General features: G+C 66.9%; 15 protein-coding genes. 6 read left to right on the top strand and 9 right to left on the bottom strand.

Annotation, left to right across the window (positions count from 1 at the left end; translation table 11 throughout):
- The first annotated feature begins 345 nt into the window (after window positions 1-345).
- The 5 genes from KIH78_RS00190 (at window position 346) to KIH78_RS00170 (ending at window position 3947) form a co-directional block, all read left to right on the top strand.
- Window positions 346-1008: an amino acid ABC transporter permease gene (locus tag KIH78_RS00190; RefSeq protein ID WP_214313056.1), complete on the top strand. Its 663-nt coding sequence runs from the start codon at window positions 346-348 to the stop codon at window positions 1006-1008.
- Window positions 1001-1711: an amino acid ABC transporter permease gene (locus KIH78_RS00185; RefSeq protein ID WP_217625634.1), complete on the top strand. Its 711-nt coding sequence runs from the start codon at window positions 1001-1003 to the stop codon at window positions 1709-1711. Before KIH78_RS00190 ends, KIH78_RS00185 begins: the two co-directional genes overlap by 8 nt.
- Complete coding sequence (locus KIH78_RS00180) at window positions 1704-2525, top strand: amino acid ABC transporter ATP-binding protein (protein ID WP_274608244.1); 822 nt, start codon at window positions 1704-1706, stop codon at window positions 2523-2525. Before KIH78_RS00185 ends, KIH78_RS00180 begins: the two co-directional genes overlap by 8 nt.
- An 86-nt stretch (window positions 2526-2611) precedes the next feature.
- Window positions 2612-3466: a transporter substrate-binding domain-containing protein gene (locus tag KIH78_RS00175; RefSeq protein WP_219130755.1), complete on the top strand. Its 855-nt coding sequence runs from the start codon at window positions 2612-2614 to the stop codon at window positions 3464-3466.
- Window positions 3467-3773: 307 nt separating this feature from the next.
- Entirely contained in the window at window positions 3774-3947 is a 174-nt protein-coding gene (locus KIH78_RS00170) for a hypothetical protein (protein ID WP_214313049.1), read from the top strand.
- Between the two features lie 34 nt (window positions 3948-3981).
- Here KIH78_RS00170 and tsaD read toward each other — a convergent pair whose 3' ends face one another.
- The 5 genes from tsaD to holA form a co-directional block, all read right to left on the bottom strand.
- A complete protein-coding gene (gene tsaD / locus KIH78_RS00165) occupies window positions 3982-5025 on the bottom strand; it encodes a tRNA (adenosine(37)-N6)-threonylcarbamoyltransferase complex transferase subunit TsaD (RefSeq protein ID WP_219130754.1) in 1044 nt (347 codons plus the stop codon).
- On the bottom strand, window positions 5022-5624 hold the full coding sequence (gene rimI / locus KIH78_RS00160; protein WP_219130753.1) for a ribosomal protein S18-alanine N-acetyltransferase: 603 nt from the start codon (window positions 5622-5624) through the stop codon (window positions 5022-5024). Before rimI ends, tsaD begins: the two co-directional genes overlap by 4 nt.
- Complete coding sequence (tsaB, locus tag KIH78_RS00155; protein ID WP_219130752.1) at window positions 5624-6448, bottom strand: tRNA (adenosine(37)-N6)-threonylcarbamoyltransferase complex dimerization subunit type 1 TsaB; 825 nt, start codon at window positions 6446-6448, stop codon at window positions 5624-5626. Before tsaB ends, rimI begins: the two co-directional genes overlap by 1 nt.
- Before the next feature lie 91 nt (window positions 6449-6539).
- Window positions 6540-7130, bottom strand: a complete 591-nt coding sequence (gene tsaE / locus KIH78_RS00150) for a tRNA (adenosine(37)-N6)-threonylcarbamoyltransferase complex ATPase subunit type 1 TsaE (RefSeq protein WP_219130751.1) — start codon at window positions 7128-7130, stop codon at window positions 6540-6542.
- The gene (gene holA / locus KIH78_RS00145) at window positions 7127-8095 is read right to left on the bottom strand and encodes a DNA polymerase III subunit delta (protein WP_219130750.1); all 969 of its coding nucleotides are present in this window, start codon (window positions 8093-8095) and stop codon (window positions 7127-7129) included. The genes tsaE and holA overlap by 4 nt, the downstream gene beginning before the upstream one ends.
- 99 nt (window positions 8096-8194) lie before the next feature.
- Between holA and KIH78_RS00140 the strand changes: the two genes are divergently transcribed.
- A complete protein-coding gene (locus KIH78_RS00140) occupies window positions 8195-8446 on the top strand; it encodes a DUF6725 family protein (RefSeq protein ID WP_214313019.1) in 252 nt (83 codons plus the stop codon).
- A gap of 36 nt (window positions 8447-8482) precedes the next feature.
- Here KIH78_RS00140 and KIH78_RS00135 read toward each other — a convergent pair whose 3' ends face one another.
- The 4 genes from KIH78_RS00135 to typA form a co-directional block, all read right to left on the bottom strand.
- Window positions 8483-9577, bottom strand: coding sequence for a prephenate dehydrogenase (locus KIH78_RS00135; protein ID WP_236034302.1), 1095 nt, complete (start codon window positions 9575-9577; stop codon window positions 8483-8485).
- A 35-nt stretch (window positions 9578-9612) separates the two neighbouring features.
- Window positions 9613-10641: a prephenate dehydratase gene (locus KIH78_RS00130; RefSeq protein WP_219130749.1), complete on the bottom strand. Its 1029-nt coding sequence runs from the start codon at window positions 10639-10641 to the stop codon at window positions 9613-9615.
- A gap of 93 nt (window positions 10642-10734) precedes the next feature.
- The gene (locus KIH78_RS00125; protein ID WP_214313009.1) at window positions 10735-11190 is read right to left on the bottom strand and encodes an alcohol dehydrogenase; all 456 of its coding nucleotides are present in this window, start codon (window positions 11188-11190) and stop codon (window positions 10735-10737) included.
- A gap of 99 nt (window positions 11191-11289) precedes the next feature.
- Entirely contained in the window at window positions 11290-13230 is a 1941-nt protein-coding gene (gene typA / locus KIH78_RS00120; protein WP_214313008.1) for a translational GTPase TypA, read from the bottom strand.
- Window positions 13231-13313 lie beyond the last annotated feature (83 nt).

The raw sequence follows: 13313 nt of genomic DNA, 5'->3' as shown, positions 1-13313 counted from the left end.
GCTTGCGCCAGTTGGGTTCCGACGCCCTACGACGTCCCGCGTCCCTCTTCGTTTCCTCCGATGTCCGAGACCGTGACCGCCGTCGGATGCCCGTCCGCCGGTTCGCTGCCGGCTCCGAGCCCTTCGTCCGAACGTTATCCTTGTGGCTAGCAAGGCAGATGCGCCGCGGGTCCGCGGCCGTCGCCGTCCCGGTCCGCGGCTCACGCGCGAGGGCCAGCAAGCCGGGACGCGGACCGGGAGAACGCCCAGGCCATGCCACCGGAGAACATCACGCAAGGGAATCCGATAGAGAGAAACATCGATGATCATGTTCGCATCGACGCCCGTATGGAGAGGAGGGGTACGGTGAGCTGGACCATCATCCAGTCGGCGCTGCCGTTGTTCGAAAAGGCGTTCGTCCTGACCCTGCGGCTGTCCGCCATCAGCGTCGCGCTGGCCACCATATTCGGTTTGGTTCTGGCGTTGCTGCGCGAGTACCGTGTGCCGGTGCTGCGTGAGGTCAGCACCGTCTTTCAGGAGCTGTTCCGCAACACCCCACTGCTCATCCAGCTGTTCTTCCTGTACTACGGCCTGCCGTCCATCGGCGTGAAGTGGAGCGCCCAGACGTGCGCGATCGTGGGTATGGCCGTGTTCGGAGCCGCGTACATGTGCGGCGCGTTCGAAGGCGGCTTCAGCGGCATTCCTCGCGTGCAGAACGAATCGGCGCGCGCGCTGGGACTGTCGCCGCTGCAGATGATCCGCCACGTCACGCTGCCACAGGGCCTGACGCGCAGCGTCCCGGCGTTCGCCGCGAACGTGATCTTCATGGTCAAGGAGACGTCCGTGTTCACGGTCATCGCGGTGCCCGAGCTCACGAACACGGCCCGCGACCTCATCGGCATGTACTACCGCAGCGACGAATACCTGCTCATGCTGGTGGTTGCGTACGCGATCATCCTGATTCCGCTGTCCGTGCTGCTGACCTTGTTGGAAAGGAGGGTGCGTCGTGGTACTTTCGGCGATGACTGATCCCGCATCCGTCACGCTCGCCTCAGGCGCGAGCGTCATCGTTACCGGCGACAACCTCATGAGGTTGCTGTCCGGTCTGGGCACGTCCGTCACGGTGGCGGGCCTGGCCCTGCTGTTCGGTATCCCGCTGGGCGTCGTGCTCGGCGCGCTGCGCATCCTGCCGAACCCGGTGCTGCGCGCCGTGCTGCGTCTGTACCTCGAGTTCTTCCGCATTGTGCCCACGCTGGTGCTGCTGTTCCTCTCGTACTACATCCTGCCGCGCGAGCTCGGCGTCCAGGTGGACGGCGTGACCGTCGCGGTGGTCGCGTTCGGCCTGTGGGTGTCGGCCGAGATCAGCGACGTGGTGCGCGGCGCTCTGATCTCCGTCTCCGACCATCAGATCGACGCCGGCAAGGCGCTCGGCATGAGCGGCCTGCAGGTCCTGTGGTACGTGCGCATCCCCCAATCGGTGAACCTCATGGTCCCCGCCGTCATCAATCTGGCGGCGCGCGTCATCATGACGACGTCCCTGCTGCTGCTCATCAGCGTCATCGACGTCGTCACCGTCGGCCAGCAAATCATGGAGGCGAACCGCATGACCCATCCGGACGCCGCGTTCTGGGTGTACGGGTTCATCTTCTTCCTGTATTTCATCATCTGCTGGCCTCTGGCGATGATCGCCAAGGCACTCGAACAACGAGCCAAGGAGCGTAACAATGGCTGAAACCATCGGATCCAGCGATACGGCCGCCGCCTTCACCGACCGTACAGACGCGGCACCGCACGACGGCGAGATCCTGCTGTCGGTCCGGCACCTGCGCAAATCCTATGGGGACCATGAGGTGCTCAAGGACGTGAGCTTCGATGTGAGGCGTGGGCAGGTGCTCGTCCTGCTCGGCCCCTCCGGCTCCGGCAAGTCCACGCTCATCCGCTGCCTCAACGGCCTGGAGACCATCCAGGGCGGCGAAATCCGTTTCAAGGGCCAGGTGATTCCGAACAACAGCGAGAAGACGTGGCGGCGCCTGCGCACCCAGATCGGCATGGTGTTCCAAAGCTACGACCTGTTCCCGAACCTCACGGTCGCGAAGAACATCGAACTCGGCCCCACCAAGGTGCAGAAACGTCCGAAGGCGGAGGTCGACGAGCAGATGGACCGTCTGCTGGCCGACGTGCAGCTGAGCGAATACCGGGACGCGTACCCGCGCGAGTTGTCCGGCGGGCAGAAGCAGCGCATCGCCATCGTGCGCGCGCTCGCCATGAACCCCGAGCTCATGCTGTTCGACGAGGTCACTGCCTCGCTCGACCCGGAGATGGTGCGCGAGGTGCTGGAGCTCATGCTCCGGCTGGCCAAGCGCCATATGACGATGATCGTCGTCACGCACGAGATGGAGTTCGCCCGCCGCGTGGCCGACACCGTCATGTTCCTGGAGAACGGGGTGATCCTCGAACGTCAGTCCGGCGACGAGTTCTTCACCCATCCGTCCACGGACCGCGCCAAGGCGTTCCTGGACAGCATGTCGCCCGTGGGCGACGAATGACCCGGCGGTGGGGTCCATCCCGCCACCGCTACGACCTGTATTCCGAAACAACCAACAAACCAACCGACATGAGAGAGGAAACCATCATGTTCAATCTGAAGAAGATCGCCGCCGGCGCGCTCGCCGCGGTCACGCTGCTGTCCGTGGCGGCCTGCGGCAACGGCCCCGACCCGGCCGCGGGCGGCGCATCCGCCTCCGGCCAGCAGGGCCAGACCGTCGAGGAGATTAAGAAGGCGGGCACCATCCGCATCGCGACGTTCGGCGACCTGCCGCCCTACGGCTACGTGAAGAACGACGGCACGCGCGCCGGCTACGACGTGGCGCTCGGCAACCAGATCGCCAAGGACCTGGGCGTCAAGGTCGACTGGGTGCAGGTCAACGCGGACGGCCGCGTCGACTCCCTGAAGTCCGACAAGGTCGACCTCGTGCTCGCGAACTTCACCGTGACGGACGAGCGCAAGCAGGTCGTCGACTTCGCCGAACCGTACATGAAGGTGTCCATCGGCGTGGTCTCCCCGGACAGCGCGAAGATCACCAGCGCCGACGAGCTCAAGGGCAAGGACCTCGCGGTGACGAAGGGCACCACCGCCGAAACCTACTTCACCCAGAACTACCCGGACGTGAACCTGCAGAAGTTCGATTCCAAGACCCAGCAGTTCCAGGCGTTCAAGGACGGCCGCGTCGCCGCCCTGGCCGACGACAACACGTACCTGTACGCGTGGGCGAAGGACAACCCGGGCTACACCGTGGGCATCAAGACGCTCGGCGATGAATCCACCATCGCGCCGGCCGTGAAGAAGGGCAACAAGAGCCTGCTTGATTGGACAAACAAGGAGATCAAGTCGCTGACCGCCGACGGCTTCTTCGAGAAGGCCTACGAGAGCGAGCTCGCGCCGAGCTTCACCTCGGACATCAAGCCCGAGGACGTCATCATCAAGTGACCGTCCCCGCGGCCCGGACGCCGCGGACATCGGACGTGCGCGACCTCGTCGCCATATGGGTTGGCCCTCCGGTTCCGGAAGGAATCGGAGGGCCAACCCATATGCGTCGTTCCGGCATGCGCGGGACGGAGCCGGAACGACGGCGGAACGACGTGGGACACGCGACGCCCCGCCGTGTCCCACGGTCCACCCGGGTTCCTATGCTGCCCACTGTCGTAACGCCGGCGCGTCGCCGCGCACGACGCTACCATCGGGAACAGGAGGAGTGTGATCGGCAAGGAGGCCGGGAACCATGGACGTGAGAATCATGAGGATAGAACGCGGTGTATTCGCGGTGCTGCACGACGGCGTGGGCGCCGGGACCGTGCGCAGGAAGCTGGTGGGGATGCGGCGCATGTGGCTGGCCGACGGCGCCAACGGCGCGCAGGGCGTGTTCCCCTCGAAGAAGGTCGCCGCCGCCTGGCTGGCGGAACGGGGCTGACGCAGCCGTCTCCTTCCATCCTCCGTCGAATCCGCTACATCGACACCTTGGTCAGCGGCATGGCCGAATCGATGGCGAAATCGGGGGCGCTGGGGGCGACGCCCTCCTCCACGAGGTTCACGCCGAGCATGGCCACCATCGCACCGTTGTCGGTGCACAGCTTCAATTCCGGGATGCGTACCTCCACGCCGTTCGACCGTCCGAATTCAAGCAGTTTGGCGCGCAGCTGCGAGTTCGCGGAGAATCCGCCACCCACGATGAGCGTGTCGGAATCGTATTGACGGCAGCCGCGCATCGCTTTCTTCGCAAGCACGGTGGCCACCGAATCAGCGAGCGACGCGCACACGTCGTCCACGGGAATCTCGCGCCCCGCGGCCTGCTCCCCTTCCACCCAGCGGGCGACGGCGGTCTTGACGCCGGAGAAGCTGAAGTCATACGGGTGCTTCGCGCCGGCCTGCCCCTGCGTGAGGCCCTGCGGCACCTTGATGGCATGCGGGTCGCCGTGCTGTGCGTGACGGTCGATGTGCGGCCCGCCTGGATAGGGGAATCCGAGCAGACGGGCGACCTTGTCGAAGCACTCCCCCGCCGCGTCGTCGAGCGTCGTGCCGACCACGTCGATATGGCGTGCCACATCCTCGACGTGCAGCAGCGACGTGTGGCCGCCGGAGACGATGAGCGCCAACGTGTCCTTGGGGAACGGACCGAACTGCAGCTGGGTGACGGCGATGTGCCCGATCACATGGTTGATGCCGTACAGCGGTTTGCCAGACGCCCATGCGAGCGCCTTCGCGCCGGAGACGCCGACGGCGAGGCACCCGGCGAGTCCCGGACCGGCGGACACGGCGATCGCGTCCACGTCGGCGAGCGTCATGTCCGCGTCGGCGAGCGCCTTGGACACGCAGGGGACGAACGCCTCGGCGTGTGCGCGCGAGGCGATTTCGGGGATGACGCCGCCGTAGCGCGCGTGTTCCTCCATGGAGGAGGCGACCACGTTGGATACGAGCGTGCGTCCGCGCACGATGGCGGCGGCGGTCTCGTCGCAGGTCGATTCGATGCCGAGTACGATCGGTTCGCTCATTTCGTCTCCTCGTTGCTTGTGGGTTCGTCGTCCGTGTGATGCGTGTGCGGCTGTGCGTCGTTCGTCGTATTGTCGCCGGCGCTTTGGAATCCGACGATGTGTGGTTCGAGGTCTAGGGCCATGACGTATGCGTCGATGCCTTCGGGCTGGTAGTAGCGTTTGCGCAGTCCTATGCGTTCGAAGCCGAAGCGCTTGTACAGTGCGATGGCGGGTTCGTTGTCGACGCTGACTTCGAGCAGCATGCGTCGTGCGCCCTGTTTGTGCGCGCGTTCAATCAGCCAGGTCATCATACCGGCTGCGATGCCTTGCCTCTGGTGGGTTTTTCCGACGCCGACGTCCATGATTTCGGCGTCGTCGCCGTCGTACCAGTAGCCGGCGAATCCGCGTATGGCCGAGGCCGACACCGTGATCGGCACTGTCGGGCCTTCATCCGTCATGATGTCGGGTTCTATGTCGAACACGTAGGTGCGTGCGGGGGCGTCGAGCTCCTGCCGTATCGACGTCTCGCTCCATGCGTGGTTGCCGAAGAGCTCGACCTCCAGCGCACGTACGGCGGCGACGGCGATCCCGCGGTCGAGGTCGTCCAGTGCGACGAGCATCAGTCCTTCCTCCCTGCGCCTTCATGGCCGAGCACATGCTTGAGCGGCGCCGGCACCTCGGCGTCGGGTCGGCGCAGGTACAGCGGTTCGACGGGCGCCTGCGGGTCGTGCGCGTGTGCAATCGTCGCGTCGGCCGCGAAGATGTCGAGGCCCTGTCGCCCTTGGTCGAGTACGGACTCGTCGGTCATGTCGCCGAGATGTTCGATGCCGCGCAGCGCGTCGGCGTATTTGGTTGCGCCATGACCGACGACGTCGATGACGATCTCGCCTTCGACCGTTGTCGCGTATTCGCGTACGGCGGCGTTCACGCGATCGGCGATCGACGCCGGATAGTCGATGTCCATGTCGATGAGCGTGCGCGCGACGGTTCCGGTGACGTCAGTGGTGTCAGTGACGTCGTCGGAGGCGGTCAGCCCTGCGTACAGTGCGAAGTACAGCTGCTTGCGGCGGGCGTCGTTCACGGCGAGCGTGAGCACGTGGCTCGTCTTCGGGTCGCCGAGCGTGCCGGACTTGCTTCGCCGGATGAGGTTCCACTGCGCCTGCGGCGTGAGCACGTCGTGGCCGATGAGTTCGGCGCCGGTGGCGAAGGCGAGCGCTTTGGCGGCGACGATGCCGGCTCTGAGTCCGGTGAACGGCGCTGGTCCGGTGCCGACGATCACCGTGTCGATGTCCTGCGGCGTGTATCCGGCGTCCTTGACCGCACGCGCGATGTTCACCTGCAATCGTTCGACGTGGGTGCGCGAATCGGTTTCGACGATCGGCTCGTGTCCTGTGACGCCCACGGTGGAACCGTATGACGTGTCGATCACCAATACGCAGCCCATGTGTGCATCCTCCCGACGTCTGTCTGTCGCCTTCGGACGTGTTTCCTCCGGCCTGTAGAGAGTGTACACCGCGGACGGCGGCGGCGTCCGGTCAGAGCGCGAAGCCGTTCCAGCGTGCGCCGACGGGCACGAGGGTGACGATGCGCGTGCCGTCGCCGGTGAGTTCGCCGTCGGCGTCCATGGCGGCGGCATCGGCGTCGTCGATCGGACGCGCGATGTGGATTTCGAGGCGTTCGGGCGCGAGGGCGGCGGCCATCTGTTCGCCCCATTCCATGAGCACGACGGTGTCGTCACTGGTGTCCTCGAGCTCCTCGTCAAGCCCCAATGATTCGAGTTCGTCGAGGAGACGGTTGACGGCCGCCTGTCCGGGCGCGTAGTCGGCGCCGCCGAGACGGTACGCGTCGACGTGCACGAGATGCGCCGGGCTGCCGTCGGCGAATCGTCCGTCGAGTTCGCGGGCGATGGTGAACGTGGGCGAGACGATCGGCTCGCCGATGCCGAGTCCTTCACCGAATCCCTGTGCGAGCGTCGTCTTGCCTGCGCCCAGCGGCCCGGACAGGAGCAATACGTCGCCGCCGCGCACGTGTGCCGCGATGCGGCGTCCCAGCGCGCGCATGTCGTCTCTCGTGGGCGCTTCGACGACGATCCGTCCGTCCGTTTCGTTCGCTTCCGTTCCGCTCATGCCCGTCCTTTCGTCGCGATGGTTTCGATGCTGCGTTCCAGCGCGTACATGGGGTCTCCCCCGTTGGTCTTGCATTCCTCGTCCGCCCATGCGAGGGTCCTGATGCAGGTGGCCATGCCGGTGGACGTCCATCCGCCGAGTTTCACGTATTTGCGCGCCCATGGGGACATGCCGAGTTCGGCCGCGCTGATGGTCCCGGCGTTGAACGCGGACACTTTGGCCACGCTCCGCAGTTTCATGGCGAGCGCGCCGATGAGCGCGATGGGTTCGATGCCCTGTTCCACGGCGGAGCGCATCATGACGATGGCGTCGGCGGTGCGTCCGGCCATGGCGGCGTCGGCGACGGCGAAGCCGTCGACCTGCGGGTTGGCGGTGAGGTATTGGTTTACGCGCTCGAGGCCGATGGGGTCGTCGTCGAAGTCGAAGCACAGTTGGCGGCACATGGCGTTGAGTTCGCCGGTGCGTTCGCCGAGCACGTCGACGAGCTGTTGGGCGGCGAGTGGTTCAATGCGCCGGTGCTGTTCCTCGAACCATCGGTAGACCATGTTGAGTTTGGCCTCGGGTTTCTTCAGGTCGGGCACGTCCTCCTTGCGCGCCCCGGCCTTGACGAGCCGTTCGACGAGCCGTTTGCCTTTGTTGCCGCCTTCGTGCCGGCAGATGACGATGCCCGTGGGGTTGGGGTCTGATGAGGCGTGTGCGCAGTAGTCGACGATGGCGTCGCCGAGTTTCTCGTCGGCGGATTGCAGGTTGTCCACGCGTACGACGGACGCGTCGGCGAGCAGGGAGGGGCTGACGGCCTCGTCGAACGCGTACCGGTCGGCCGTGGCCGCGTCCAGTTCGATGAATTCGGCGTCGGGCCGTTGTCTGAGCGCCTTGTCGCACCATTCGCGCACGGTTCGCCCGTTGAGGTACGTGTCGCCTCCGAACACCACGCGGACCGCCGCGTTTCCTGTCTGTCTCGCCATGTCCTCCATCACCCCACATCCGGTGGACATCGGCGGTTCCGTTCGCCGCTCGGGTACAGTTGGTGCCATATGGGCATCATGGTTCCAAGGGAGGTCATCATGTCGTTGCCGAAGGAGATTCCGGCCGGGGCGCGCATCGTGGTGCGCGTCATCGAGGGCGTCGATCCGAAGGACGGGAGGACGAAGTTCCGTGACTTCGTGGGTCACGTGCTGTCCTGGGACGGCCGCACGTTGGAACTGTCACGTGATGCCGCGGCGAATGGTTCACGTCCCCAGCAGCGGGTGAGCATCGACGCGGACACGATCGCCACGTTGAAGCCCGTGCCGGAGCGTCCGCGCGTGCGCCCGTAGCTTCCCGCCGGCGGCCGTTCCCCCACGCCGCCGGGTTCAGAGCGCGGACCGCAGTTGGACCCGCATGCGTCCCGCATCGCCGATCGCGACGATGTGCTCGCCGCGACGCGCCGACGCGAGCAAATCGGCCTGCCAACGGTCCCGGCCGATGCGGATGTCACGCTCCTCGTATCGGGCGGCCATGCCGTCACCGACGGCCCTCTGCCGCGCCTTGTAGTCGCGGAACGGCTGACCTTCGGCGAAGAAGCCGCCCATCGCGCGACGCGCTGCCGCGTCGGCGCCGTCTTCCCCGTTGTCTGTTCCCGCGCGTTCGTCGCGCAGCAGGTCGGCGATGGCGGTCAGCCGCGCGGCCATGTGCCGCAGCAGCGCCTCGACGTTCTCGGCGTCCTCCTCGACCATCGCGCGCGTGCGGTCGGGGTCGGTCAGGGCCACGCGTGTCATGTCGCGCCAGCTGCCCGCGGCGAGCGCGGCGGCGACGTTGCGGTTCGAATCGCCGGTCAGTTCGTTGATGAGCGCGGTGGCGACGACGTGCGGCATATGGCTGATCATCGCGGCGGCCTTGTCGTGCGTGTCGTCGTCGAGGACGATGAGCCGGTCGCCGACGCCGTCGACGATGAGCCGTGCGACGGTGAGGAACCGCCCATAGTCGGTGGCGTCGGTCACGGTGACTGCCCACAGGGCGTCGTCGTAGAGGTGTGGGTCGGCGGCGGTCCAGCCGGACAGCTCGTTGCCGGCCATCGGGTGCGCGCCGACGTAGCGGTCGGACAGGCCGGCTGCCTCGACCTGGGCCCGCACCATGCCCTTGACGCTGCCCACGTCGGTGAGGGTGACGCCGGGCGCCGCGTCGAGCAGCGGCTTGAGCTCCCCGAGGACGGCGGGCATGGCCTTGAGCGGGTTGCATAGGACGATGACGTCCGGCGCGGCGTCGACGAGCGCGGCGAGCGTCGTCACGCAGCGGATGCCGTCCTTCTCGGCTTCGGCGTACGGGTGGGGCCGGTGGTTCCATGCGACGACGTCCACGCCGCGTTCGACGAGACGTCGGGCGAGCGAGCCGCCGATGAGCCCCATGCCGACGACGCCGACGAGACGGGGTCTCGTTCCCGCCGTCGAAGTCGATTCCGTGTCCGTCATGTCGTCTCCGTTCCTCATGTCCTTCGCGCCGGCGTCTACCACAGCAGTTCCCTTCCGGCCTTGTCCGTATGCTCCCAGTCGGGTTCGATGCGCATCGCGTCGAGATGGACGCCGCCTTCCGGCAGCCGCCACGCCTCGACCGGGGGGCTGGGCCGGTCACGTCGCGGGTAGACGGCGAGCGTCTTGAGCCAGATGCCATGTGTGGCGAAGGTTTCGAGCAGGGTGCGGAAACGCGGCTCCCACGGGGCGGCGTCGAGCGTCGCGATGAAGCTGTAGGTGCCGTCGGTGCCTTTGATGGGCCGGGACATGAAGCTGGTCATGTTGAGACCGGCGTCACGCATCACGTCGAGCATGTTGGCCAGGACGCCGGGGCCGGTGATGAGCGGAATCAGCGTGATGATCGTCTCGAATTCGCCGATGGCATCCTCGCGGAACCGGCGGGACAGGTCGCGTACCTCATCACGTCGGGCGAGGACGAGGAATTCGGTGTGGGCGCCGTCGAAGTCCTGCACGCGTTCGGCGAGCGTGTCGAGCCCGTACAGTTCGCCGCAGATGTGTGGGCCGAACGCGATGCGCCCGGGCTTCAGGTCACGACAGGCGGCGGCGTTGGACGAGGCGGGCACGGCCCTGAGCCCGTGGTCGGCGATGAAGCGCCTGCATTGGGCGAGACCATGGGGATGAGCGGAGACGACGATGGGGTCGTCGCCGGAACGGTGCAGAGGGTCGTCGCCAGCGACGGCGAACGCGTCGAACGTCACGTCGACGCGGACGCGTGCGAACCCGGCAATGTCGGTCGCGTCGATCAGGGCGTCGAGGTTCGGCACCACGTAGCCTTCGACGTTGTTCTCCCAGGCGATGACGCCCCAGCCGCGCCCCGACTGGACGGCGTCCATGATGGAGGGGACGTCGGGCAGGGCGACGAGGTCGAAGCCGTCGGCGACAGCCGCGTCACCGGCGTCGGCTCCCCCGCCGACCGACGGGCGCAACCGGTCCGCGGCCTCCATTGCCGCCTGATGGGTGAACGTGCCTTCCGGCCCGAGATAGAACAGTTCCCTGCATGTCATACCGCACCACTGTACCGGCATCCGCACGACGTCGCCGATGACGCCGCCCGGATATGGACGGGAGGCCCTGTCCGCGGACGAGGTACGGCGGACTCATTCGGCCTTGCGCGGCGGAATGACGAACCAGCGCGACGGCAGGGCGAGCATGACGACCTGCACGACGATCACGCCGTACAGCCATATGTAGCCGGCATGCTGGCTGAAGAACGGCATCGGCGTGGAGAACCCCGCCACGACGAGCGCGTCGTCGCCGGCGCCTCCCACCGCCAGCCCCCATGCCGTGATGGAGGAGACGATGAGGTGCAGGGCGAGCCCGGTGACGCCCTGCCGCGCGCGGGCGCAGAACGTCGACAGGCCGATGATGAGGAACGCCAGCGCCAGCCCGTAGGGGATGTCGGCGGAGGCGCCCATGCGGTGCGCGAGAGTGCCGAAGAACGCCGCGCCGGCGCCGGCCGCCAACGTGACGAGCGTACGGCCCACGGGGCCGAACCGGTGCGACCAGGGGGCGGACGGGTCCCGGCGCGGGCTGGGGGCGTGCTGTGTGGTCATACGGGCCACTGTACACCGTCCCTAGATACGCGAGGGAGCCCTCCGCATCCGCGGAAGACTCCCTCTATCGCTAATCCACCTCTTGGGCCAGGTTCAGGCTCACTTGCCCTGGGCGGCGGCCTGGGCCGCGTTCTGGCGGCGCTGCTTGGCGCGCCACTTGTACCAATCCTCGCGACCGAGGATGATCTTGCGCACGCGGATGGACTCCGGGGTGACCTCGACGCACTCGTCCTCGTTCGCGAAGTCGAGGGACTCCTCGAGGCTCATCTTGATCGGCGGGGTGAGGGTCTCGAGCACGTCGGCGGTGGAGGAGCGCATGTTGGTCATGTGCTTGGCCAGCGTGATGTTGACGTCGAGCTCGTCCGGCTTGTTGTTGACGCCGACGACCTGGCCCTCGTAGACCGGGGACTGCGGTTCGACGAAGAAGTTGCCGCGGGCCTGCAGACGCTGCATGGCGTATGGGGTGGCCACGCCGGCGCGGTCGGAGACCATGGAGCCGTTCTGGCGGGTCACGATCTGGCCGGCCCACGGGGCGTAGCCGGCGGAGATGGAGGAGGCGATGCCGGTGCCGCGGGTGGCGGACAGCAGCGCGGTGCGGAAGCCGATGAGGCCGCGGGACGGCACGGTGAACTGCAGGCGCACCCAGCCGGAACCGTGGTTGGACATGGAGTCCATGCGGCCCTTGCGGTCGGCGAGCAGCTGGGTGACGGTGCCCATGTACTCTTCGGGCACGTCGATGGTGGTGTTCTCCATCGGCTCGTTGACCACGCCGTCGATCTTCTTGGTGACGACCTGCGGGCGGCCGACGGTCAACTCGTAGCCTTCGCGGCGCATCTCCTCGGCGAGGACGGCCAGCGCCAGCTCGCCGCGGCCCTGCACCTCCCAGGCGTCCGGACGGTCGGTGGGCAGCACCTTGATGGACACGTTGCCGATGAGCTCGCGGTCGAGACGGTCCTTGATCATGCGGGCGGTGAGCTTGTGGTCCTTGCCCTCGCGGCCGGCCAGCGGGGAGTCGTTGACGCCGAAGGTCATGGAGATGGCCGGGTCGTCGACGTGGATGAGCGGCAGCGGCTTGGGGTCGTTCGGGTCGACGATGGTCTCGCCGATCATGATGTCGTTGACGCCGGCGACCGCCACGATGTCGCCGGGGCCGGCGGAGGCCACGGGCTGGCGTTCGAGGCCCTGGGTGCGCAGCAGCTCGGCCACGCGGAAGTTCTCGATGGAGCCGTCGACACGGCTCAGGCCGTAGGTCTTGCCCTTCTCCAGGGTGCCGTTGTAGATGCGGACCAGGCCGAGTCGGCCGAGGAAGTCGGAGGAGTCGATGTTGGCGACGTGCGCCTGCAGCGGGGCGCCCTCCTCGTACTCCGGGGCGGGGATGTACTTGATGATGTCCTCGAACAGGGGCTCGAGGTTGTCGTTGTCCGGCAGGGCGCCGTCCGCCGGCTGGTTGGCGGACGCATAGCCGGCCTTGGCGGCGCAGTAGATGACCGGCAGGTCGAGCAGCTGGTCGAGGTCGAGGTCGATGCCCTCCTCGGCGACGTCCTGGGCGAGGCCGAGCAGCAGGTCGGTGGATTCGGAGACGACCTCCTCGATGCGCGCGTCCGGACGGTCGACCTTGTTCACGCACAGGATGACCGGGAGCTTGGCCTCGAGGGCCTTGCGCAGCACGAAGCGGGTCTGCGGCAGCGGGCCTTCGGAGGCGTCGACGAGCAGCACGACGCCGTCGACCATGGAGATGCCGCGCTCGACCTCGCCGCCGAAATCGGCGTGGCCGGGGGTGTCGATGATGTTGAGGGTGATGCCCTCCGGGTGGCCGTACTTGGCGGCCAGCGGGCCGGTGTACTCCACGGCCGTGTTCTTGGCGAGGATGGTGATGCCCTTCTCGCGTTCGAGATCGTTGGAATCCATCACTCGGTCCGGCACTTCCTCGCGCTCGTTGAACACGTGGGACTGCTGGAGCATCGCGTTCACCAGCGTGGTCTTGCCGTGGTCGACGTGAGCCACAATCGCCACATTACGGATATCACCGCGAACCGCCATCGAAACCTCTCTTAGATACTTGCCTGATAGTTTGTTGGTCGCCGTCGCGCGCCGGCCGTTCCGGCCGTGCGGCGTCGACGTTG

This window comes from Bifidobacterium saguinibicoloris, from assembly GCF_019331725.1.
GTDB lineage: Bacteria > Actinomycetota > Actinomycetes > Actinomycetales > Bifidobacteriaceae > Bifidobacterium > Bifidobacterium saguinibicoloris.
This window is presented reverse-complemented; position numbering and strand designations above follow the sequence as displayed.

Coding starts and splice junctions, on each gene's coding strand:
- typA (WP_214313008.1), bottom strand. CDS start 13,230: ATGGCGGTTCGCGGTGATATCCGTAATGTGGCGATTGTGGCTCACGTC.
- tsaB (WP_219130752.1), bottom strand. CDS start 6,448: ATGGGCTGCGTATTGGTGATCGACACGTCATACGGTTCCACCGTGGGC.
- KIH78_RS00125 (WP_214313009.1), bottom strand. CDS start 11,190: ATGACCACACAGCACGCCCCCAGCCCGCGCCGGGACCCGTCCGCCCCC.
- KIH78_RS00130 (WP_219130749.1), bottom strand. CDS start 10,641: ATGACATGCAGGGAACTGTTCTATCTCGGGCCGGAAGGCACGTTCACC.
- tsaD (WP_219130754.1), bottom strand. CDS start 5,025: ATGAGCGAACCGATCGTACTCGGCATCGAATCGACCTGCGACGAGACC.
- KIH78_RS00175 (WP_219130755.1), top strand. CDS start 2,612: ATGTTCAATCTGAAGAAGATCGCCGCCGGCGCGCTCGCCGCGGTCACG.
- KIH78_RS00180 (WP_274608244.1), top strand. CDS start 1,704: ATGGCTGAAACCATCGGATCCAGCGATACGGCCGCCGCCTTCACCGAC.
- KIH78_RS00185 (WP_217625634.1), top strand. CDS start 1,001: ATGACTGATCCCGCATCCGTCACGCTCGCCTCAGGCGCGAGCGTCATC.
- holA (WP_219130750.1), bottom strand. CDS start 8,095: ATGGCGAGACAGACAGGAAACGCGGCGGTCCGCGTGGTGTTCGGAGGC.
- rimI (WP_219130753.1), bottom strand. CDS start 5,624: ATGCTCGTCGCACTGGACGACCTCGACCGCGGGATCGCCGTCGCCGCC.
- KIH78_RS00170 (WP_214313049.1), top strand. CDS start 3,774: ATGAGGATAGAACGCGGTGTATTCGCGGTGCTGCACGACGGCGTGGGC.
- tsaE (WP_219130751.1), bottom strand. CDS start 7,130: ATGAGCGGAACGGAAGCGAACGAAACGGACGGACGGATCGTCGTCGAA.
- KIH78_RS00140 (WP_214313019.1), top strand. CDS start 8,195: ATGTCGTTGCCGAAGGAGATTCCGGCCGGGGCGCGCATCGTGGTGCGC.
- KIH78_RS00135 (WP_236034302.1), bottom strand. CDS start 9,577: ATGACGGACACGGAATCGACTTCGACGGCGGGAACGAGACCCCGTCTC.